The following is a 7,962-nucleotide window of genomic DNA, read 5'->3' as shown; positions in this document are numbered from 1 at the left end:
TACCTCGCCGTGTTTCCTTTATCTCATTGCGGAGTGCTCCAGTTTGTACGTCGCTAAACGGGCACTTGCGCTTTTCTTAATCTTGTGCAAGTTCATAAAACGCCTGTGCGTATAGAGCCGTCGCCCTCAAAAGATCTTCAATTTCCATATACTCATCCTTCTGGTGTGCCACATCGGGCCTTCCCGGGAACAAAGCGCCAAAGGCAACTCCGGTTTTCAATGAACGGGCATACGTCCCGCCGCTGATGGAAAGCAGCTCTGCCTTCTCATTTGTCTGTTCTTCATAAACTTTAATAAGCTTTTGGATTAAAATATCATCTGCTGGAACATGATGAGGCTTCAAGTTGGATACATTGTCCACTTCAAAATTGGCCTCTTCAGCCTTTTTCATGATTACCTGCATTCCTTCTTCCAGTGAGAAGGAAGCCGGATACCGCATATTCAAGCCGAAGCGCCCGCCATCTTCATCATTGAAGGTCATTTTGCCGACATTAATCGTCAAATCGCCCATCTTTTCATCCTTATGCTGCACTCCAAGCGCCCTGCCGCGTGAATCCCCGAAGAAGAAACGGACAGCCGCATTGACAAAGTCCATCCCTTTTCTATCAAGTGTTATTGTGGAAAGAAAATTTGCCAAAAGCAATCCGGCGTTTTTCCCGTTATCAGGCTCCATTCCGTGGGCTGAGATGCCTTCCAGCTCCAATACGACATATCCGCTCTCCACATAATAGCTGCCATTCAGATCCTGGCTGTATTTGAAATCATTAAATAACTGCAGGAGCTCTGTTTGATCACATTGTATGTCAAGTACAGCCCGTGCATGATCCGGGACCATATTGTAACGCCTTCCGGAAAAAAACGAAATGAGCGTCATTTTTGCTCCATGCTCTTTTGGTGAACTCCGTTTTTGTTTCAAATCAAAATCTGCAATGCCTTTTTCCGCATTGATAATCGGAAAATCAGCATCCGGCGCAAATCCCATATCCGGCATTTCTTCATGTTCGAAGTAATGGTTGACACAGCGCCAATTGCTTTCCTCATCCGTTCCGATAATGAGGCGGATCCGTTTATCAACCGGGAGTCCAAGTTCGCTGACAATTTTCATTCCGTAATACGCGGCCATTGTCGGCCCTTTGTCATCAATGGCGCCACGGGCGAAGATTTTCCCATCCTTCACTTCGCCGCCAAACGGATCTACAGACCAACCGTCCCCTTCAGGAACGACATCTACATGGCACAAGGCTGCAATGAGTCCGTCTCCTGCGCCCATTTCCAGATGACCTGCAAGGTTTCCTACATTTTTCGATGAAAACCCGTCTCTTTCTCCAAGCTCAAGCATATATTCCAAAGCTTGCTTTACTTCCATGCCCAGCGGGGCATCTTCGCCGCTTCCGGATTCATTCAAAACACTTTTTATCCGGAGCAGCCCTTGCAAATCCCGGATCAGATCATTTTTTCTCTTATCCACTTCGCCCTTCCAGTCAATGTTTGCCATGCACATAACTCCTTTAGTCTATTCTTCTTTCATTGTACAACTTTTTGTCAGATCAGAAAAAGGGAAAGAGACTGCGAATCCACTGCAGAATCCATACATTACATAAACACATGATGACAAAAGGAATCGACAGCACTGTTGTAACGAGGTTCTTCCCTTTTATATACCCTTCTTCCCCTGAGTATTTCTTTGTGAACGGATGGCTTCCGATCAATTTATGCCAAACGCTGCCAATCCAAACGATCAGGAAGAAAAATCCGGCTGCCGCAATGGTGATTTTCAGCCATATAGGAGGCGCAAATACGATCGCAGCCGCAGTGACACCGAGAATCTGCAAATATCCCCGAATGTATTCTGTATCACGTGTTGCGGCTTTGATGAACAGCTCCAAAAAACCGTTCTTGGGGGTTCGGTTCTTAAATATCCTGTTTGACTTTGAATAAAGTCTTGGAGTTTTGCGGACCGGTTTCGGCTTCGGCAATTTTTCAACATCCATGGACATGGCGAAAATCATTTCTGTATATTTATTTTTATCTTTCTCATCGATGGAAAGATCCTGCTCAAAGGTGTGTATGGAGGTGAAACGTTTTTTCAAAAGCAGCATAGATGCGGCTGCATTAAATATGATGATAATGAAAACCGGAAGCAGGCTGCCGGATTGAAGCGTGTTATAGCTGACCCGCCATATGATGCCGGCACCGATCACGACCGGAATGCTTCTGGCAAGACTCCGCCATCCCTTCACATGCACATTCAGCTTTCCATTCACAGCCATAATGAGCCATTTCAAGGAAACCCACAGCCCGAAAAATAAAATAAGGTGCCGCATACTTAATCCATAATGGATCATCCAAAGAGGGGAAATAAGTACAGCCAGCAAGGCTGCCGAAAGAATCTCCGCGAGATATGAAACAATGATGCCGCCTTGCTTCATTCCAAGCATCAGCTTCTCATTTTTTCTTAAAAATATAATGTCTGCCTCTCTGACAAACGTTTTAAAATAGCCACCCCACAATAAAAAGAAATAGATTGCAAATAATAGCGGGAAAGGGACGGATGCTATCCATGCAGGAGGTTCAATCCACCAGGACCGGTATATAAAAACGGTCACGACAGCCGCCGGAATAACAAGGTAGACGAGAACCGTCCAATCCATGACAGTTTTGATGATTTTATATTTATAATTCCAATTTTCCCTGATTCTATGAAAAAGCAGCCGTATGCTACTCATCGCCATCATCCACTGTGTCTATGCAGGAATACAGGCTGCCGTCTTCTGCTCCGCACTTTGCAAGAACCTCGTTCAGCCTGCCGCAAGCCTTGACGGTCCCTTGTTCAATGACGATAAAAGAATCGCATACCCGCTGGGCTGTATCCAGAATATGAGTGCACATGAGGATCCCTGTTCCTTTCTCTTTTTCTTCATCCAGCATGTCTAGCAGCATTTTGGTTGAGCCCGGATCTAGCCCCATGAACGGTTCATCAATAATCAGAAGGTCGGGCTTTGTAAACAGGGCAAGTGCTATCATCCCTTTTTGCTGCATCCCCTTTGAGAAAGTGGCGGGAAACTCATGGATCCTGTCTGCAAGCCGAAATTTTTTCAATAAAGATTTGGCATATAATAAATGCCCTTCTCCCAATTGTTCAACTGCAGCGACAAATTCAAAATGCTCCCAAAGCGTCAGTTCATCGTAATAGATAGGCCTTTCAGGTATGTAGGAATAGGAGGTCCCTTCTTCTCGCACGACATGTCCTTCAACGAAAGGCAGCTCCTGCAGAATCGCTTTGATCGTTGTACTTTTTCCGGCTCCGTTCGCTCCAATCATCCCTGTAAGGGAGGAACGCTCCAACTTGAACGCGACGTGAGAAATCACCGCCTCCTGCAGTTTATAGCCTGCTTCATCAATATCTACTGTCAACAATGACAATACAGCTTCATCCCTTTCTTTTTTACTATGTTCACATACGATTTAGATGCCTAATAGTTTCAAATTTGGCATGGAAGGGAAACATAGTAAGGCGTTTAGGCTTGTGTATTCGACATAATTCATCCTTTTTCTGCCAAGTTAGATATTATGCTTTCAAAAAACAAACTAATGAGTTAAAATAGAAGTGTCTGACATTTCAGTCCCGAAATGCAGAGAAATTAAAAGCTGGTTGAAAAGGAGTTGTCCTTTGGAATTACGCAAACAACAGCCTAATAATGTAAAGGCATAAAGCTGTCCGCACCTTCTGCCAAGGAAATTTAAGATGAGGGAGTGGTTTTTTGAAGCCGTCGACAAACAGAATGCTTACCAGAATCAAAGATGTATACTTATACATCAAAGAGAACGGTACAGTTTCGACAAGGGAACTGGCGGATGCATTCGGAAGTACACCTCGCACCATTCAAAGGGATTTGAATGTGTTAGAATACAATGACCTGATCAGCAGCCCGCGCCGCGGGAAGTGGACAACAACAGAGAAAAAAGTCAAAATAACCAGTTAAACGGATACTTGCCGCATAATAAATAGAGCTTCTTCGTTTCCAGCTCGGAAACAGGAAGCTCTTTTGTTCTAATGCTTATTCTTGCTCACGAATTCTTTTAATCTGCCGACTTCCTCATCCGTCAATTCCCGATATTCCCCAATTTCCAGATTTTCGTCCAGCCCAAGCGGCCCCATGGACAGCCGTTTTAAATAAATGACTTTTTTTCCTACCGCTGCAAACATCCGCTTCACCTGATGGAATTTTCCTTCCGTGATCGTCAGTTCAATATCTGAATGCGTTCCGGATTTAATAATTTTAAGCTTTCCGGGCTTCGTCTTATAACCGTCGTCCAATGTCACCCCTTTTTCAAATGCTTCCACATCTTCAAGAGTTACGGCAGAATCAATGACAGCAAAATACGTTTTTGGGACATCCTTTTTAGGCGACAACAACTGATGGGCCAATTGGCCGTCATTTGTCAAAAGCAGTAGCCCCTCCGTATCCTTGTCCAAACGGCCAACAGGAAAAGGCTCGAGAACGGCATCCTCCCCATTGAGCAAATCTATGACTGTCTGATCTTGCAGGTCTTCCGTGGCAGAAATGACTCCCGGCGGTTTGTTCATCATAAGATAAACAAATTCCTTGTAATGGACCTCTTCGCCGAAAATTTCGACAGTATCTTCCTCAGGGTTTACATGATATTTTCCATCTTTTACAGATTCACCGTTTACAGCGACTTTCCCGCTCTTTAGAAATTTTTTTACATCCTTACGGCTTCCGTAGCCCATATTGGACAATAATTTATCAATTCTCATTTTTATCTCCACCCGGCATTTTTATTATAAAAATACAAAATAGGCTTTCGTCTATACGCTTTTGTCATATTTTACATAGGCTATTGATGCAGGTATGAAAAGATTGGAGTGAAAAAGATGTTTTTTGATTACCGACAGCAGCCTCCGATGGGAATGCAGCAAATGCCAATGGGAACCCTGCAGCAGCCGATGGAATTTCAACCGCAGCTGACCGAACAACAAGGCGGAGTTCCCCAGCAGTTTTTTCCCGGTTTTCCCGGAGGCGGGGGCGGCGCTGGAACGGAACGAAGACTGAATCAGCTTGAACGGCAAATGGAGCGGCTCAACAGACAGGTTGAAAGATTAGACCGCCGCGTGTCAAGGATTGAAAGACAATTGGGATACAGCCGGCCGGATTATTATGATCTTCCCGATCACTCCGCGTACTATGGCTAAAATAAGAAAAAAGAGGCGCGCTGTCCTGCAGCCTCTTTCTTTTATCCGTTAAGAGATTCGCAGCTTTTGCTTTACCCTTTGAAGCTTCGAGCCAAACAGTCTATCGGCCAGCCCGGATTTTAAACCGAGAAAAGCGTATATGATTCCGCCCGCTCCTGCACAAATCATAATGATGATAATGGACTGGAATGTGGATTCCGGCGTCATGAACAATAACAGCCCTTTATAGATCACATATACAGGGATTGCCATCATTACATTAAAAATAACGATGAGAAGCGTTCTTCTATAGACAAGCTTGAAAGGATAATAGGCGAATTGTTTAATGACAATCAAGTTGATGACGATCGCAACCCCGTATCCCAACGCTGTTGCATAAACAGCCCCCTCCGTGGCAAAAAGCTTGATTAGGGGAATGTTAAACGTCAATTTGACGAGCAGTCCGGTTAACAGGCTCAAGACTGTAAACCGCTGTTCATTGATCCCCTGCAGGACCGCTGCGGTAACAGAATATAACGCAAACAGGATAGCCACAGGAGCGTAAGTGCGGAGCACCTGCGCTCCAAATTCATCGAATTCATAAAACATGGTGTACATCGGATCCGCCAAAAGGGCAAGTCCGATCGCCGCCGGCATCGTAATGAACAATAATACCTGAAACGTCTGGTCCAACTGCCGGAACATCAATTTTTTGTCATTTTTTACATAAGACTCCGTTACAAGGGGTACGATCGTAAGAGCAAAAGCAGTTGCAAGTGATACCGGAATAATGACGAGCTTGTGCGTCGTCATATTCAATACCCCAAGTGCATCCAGTGCTCCGGCGGCCTTTCCGGCCTCCGCCATCGCCCTTGTAAAAGTGATTTGGTCAATGAACTGAAATAGCGGGTTGGCAATACCGACCATGACGAAAGGAAAAGCATATACAACGATTTCCTTGTACATATCAGGCAATGACACATCCATTGTGCCCCTATCTTTTTCAAGCAGCTCGTCAAGCCCCGGCTTCCGTTTATACCAATACCACAATAAAACAAGCAGGCTTGCCAGACCTCCGATGAACGCTGCAAAAGTCGCAACAGAGATCGCAGTGACAATATCCCCTTTCAATACATACAGCACAATAAAGGCACCGGCCAAGAGAAAGACAATCCTCGCTAACTGCTCCAAAACAGTTGAGACAGCCGATGGCCCCATTGATTGATGGCCTTGGAAAAAACCTCTGATCAAACTCATGACAGGGATGATCAACAGGGCAAAGCTGACCGCCCTGATGACGGTCGCAACATCAGCAGCAGTATAACTGTGTTTTGTGTCCACGCCTTTTAATACAAGCTCCGCCAGCCATGGAGCAAGCCCGTACATGGCAAGAAAAGACACGACGCCCGTGGCAAGCATAACGTAGATGCCGGAACGGAACAGCTTTCTGCCTACTGCGTACTCTTCCAGCGTATTATATTTGGCGATATATTTGGAAACTGCAAGCGGGATGCCCGCTGTCGCTATGCTGATAAAAATCGTATACGGCACATAGCCGAACTGATACAAAGCAGCCTGTTTTGCACCGCCGATGATTCTATAAAAAGGAATGACATAAAGAAGTCCCAGAACTTTGGATAATATGGTGCCCAGCGTTAATATGAAGGTTCCTCGAATTAGTTTAGATGACATTCAATCTCTGACTCTCCGTTATTTATTTTTAAAGGAATATCCGATTCCGTATACATTCGGAAAAACATCGATAAATCTCCCCTGTACTAGTTTACAGTTATCGACTGCTTTTGACAATGAGACGTCCTTGGATATTTGCTTTTAGTCTATGGGCATTTTAAAATGAAATGATTGATATGGAAAGTTAAGGTGTTGAATGAAATGATTTATGATGTAATCGTCATCGGCGGAGGCCCTTCTGGATTAATGGCCGCTATTGCTGCGGCCGAGAAAAAAGCGAATGTCCTGCTGATCGATAAAGGGAATAAGCTGGGAAGAAAGCTTGCCATCTCCGGAGGCGGCAGATGCAATGTGACGAACCGCCTTCCCATTGATGAGATCATCCGTCATATTCCGGGAAATGGACGATTTTTATATGGTGCGTTTTCTGTATTTAATAATGAGGATATCATCCGTTTCTTTGAAAATCTCGGAATTGAGCTCAAGGAAGAAGATCACGGGCGGATGTTTCCCGTTTCAAACCGGGCACAATCCGTTGTCGATGTCCTTTTGTCCCATATGGCCGACCTTGGCGTCAAAGTCCGGACAAACAGCCCCGTTCAGGACATTCTGTTTGATCAAGGGAGAGCTTCCGGGGTCTTGCTGGAAAATGGAGAAACAATAGCGGGCCGTGCCATCGTCGTTGCAGTCGGTGGAAAGTCGGTTCCGCAGACTGGCTCCACAGGTGACGGCTTTCCATGGGCCGAAAAAGCGGGGCATACGATCACAGAGCTGTTTCCGACCGAAGTGCCGCTCACTTCTGCCGAATCTTTTATAAAAGAAAAAACTCTCCAGGGGCTATCGTTGAGGGATGTTGCACTAAGCGTCCTTAATCCAAAAGGAAAACCGATCATCACCCATCAGATGGATATGATTTTTACCCATTTAGGCGTTTCGGGACCCGCAGTTTTGCGATGTAGCCAATTTGTTGTAAAAGCAATGAAAAAATGGGGGCTTAAAGAAGTTGTCATAAACCCAAATTACGAAAGTAAATTTGCCGAAAACTAATTCAGCGCTCTTTTGGGAACAATTTACAA

At 45.0% G+C, this 7,962-nt stretch carries 7 protein-coding genes and 1 pseudogene; 3 read left to right on the top strand and 5 right to left on the bottom strand.

Annotated elements, in window-relative coordinates; translation table 11 throughout:
• Positions 1 to 76: 76 nt before the first annotated feature.
• The 3 genes from pepV to FS666_RS18390 are packed head-to-tail and all read right to left on the bottom strand — an operon-like array spanning position 77 to position 3,423.
• The gene (pepV, locus tag FS666_RS18400; protein WP_144463675.1) at positions 77 to 1,495 is read right to left on the bottom strand and encodes a dipeptidase PepV; all 1,419 of its coding nucleotides are present in this window, start codon (positions 1,493 to 1,495) and stop codon (positions 77 to 79) included.
• Positions 1,496 to 1,547: 52 nt separating this feature from the next.
• A complete protein-coding gene (locus tag FS666_RS18395) occupies positions 1,548 to 2,726 on the bottom strand; it encodes an ABC transporter permease (protein ID WP_186306616.1) in 1,179 nt (392 codons plus the stop codon).
• Entirely contained in the window at positions 2,719 to 3,423 is a 705-nt protein-coding gene (locus tag FS666_RS18390; RefSeq protein WP_120073340.1) for an ABC transporter ATP-binding protein, read from the bottom strand. Before FS666_RS18390 ends, FS666_RS18395 begins: the two co-directional genes overlap by 8 nt.
• Before the next feature lie 338 nt (positions 3,424 to 3,761).
• Here FS666_RS18390 and FS666_RS18385 point away from each other — a divergent pair, with 338 nt between their 5' ends.
• On the top strand, positions 3,762 to 3,983 hold the full coding sequence (locus tag FS666_RS18385) for a DeoR family transcriptional regulator (protein ID WP_018707400.1): 222 nt from the start codon (positions 3,762 to 3,764) through the stop codon (positions 3,981 to 3,983).
• Positions 3,984 to 4,051: 68 nt separating this feature from the next.
• Here the strand turns inward: FS666_RS18385 and FS666_RS18380 are convergent, their stop codons facing one another.
• Positions 4,052 to 4,780, bottom strand: a complete 729-nt coding sequence (locus FS666_RS18380) for a pseudouridine synthase (RefSeq protein ID WP_144463677.1) — start codon at positions 4,778 to 4,780, stop codon at positions 4,052 to 4,054.
• Between the two features lie 117 nt (positions 4,781 to 4,897).
• Here FS666_RS18380 and FS666_RS18375 point away from each other — a divergent pair, with 117 nt between their 5' ends.
• Positions 4,898 to 5,215: a hypothetical protein gene (locus FS666_RS18375; protein ID WP_244943962.1), complete on the top strand. Its 318-nt coding sequence runs from the start codon at positions 4,898 to 4,900 to the stop codon at positions 5,213 to 5,215.
• 48 nt (positions 5,216 to 5,263) lie between these two features.
• Here the strand turns inward: FS666_RS18375 and FS666_RS18370 are convergent, their stop codons facing one another.
• The gene (locus FS666_RS18370) at positions 5,264 to 6,886 is read right to left on the bottom strand and encodes a putative polysaccharide biosynthesis protein (RefSeq protein WP_144463678.1); all 1,623 of its coding nucleotides are present in this window, start codon (positions 6,884 to 6,886) and stop codon (positions 5,264 to 5,266) included.
• A gap of 201 nt (positions 6,887 to 7,087) precedes the next feature.
• Here FS666_RS18370 and FS666_RS18365 point away from each other — a divergent pair.
• A pseudogene (locus FS666_RS18365) lies at positions 7,088 to 7,891 on the top strand (aminoacetone oxidase family FAD-binding enzyme); the annotation flags it as partial.
• Positions 7,892 to 7,962 lie beyond the last annotated feature (71 nt).

The organism is Siminovitchia fortis (genome assembly GCF_007681465.1).
In the GTDB taxonomy this organism is placed as follows: Bacteria; Bacillota; Bacilli; order Bacillales; family Bacillaceae_C; genus Siminovitchia; species Siminovitchia fortis.
The sequence above is the reverse complement of the archived record's forward strand: the minus strand, read 5'-3'. Positions and strand labels throughout refer to the sequence as shown.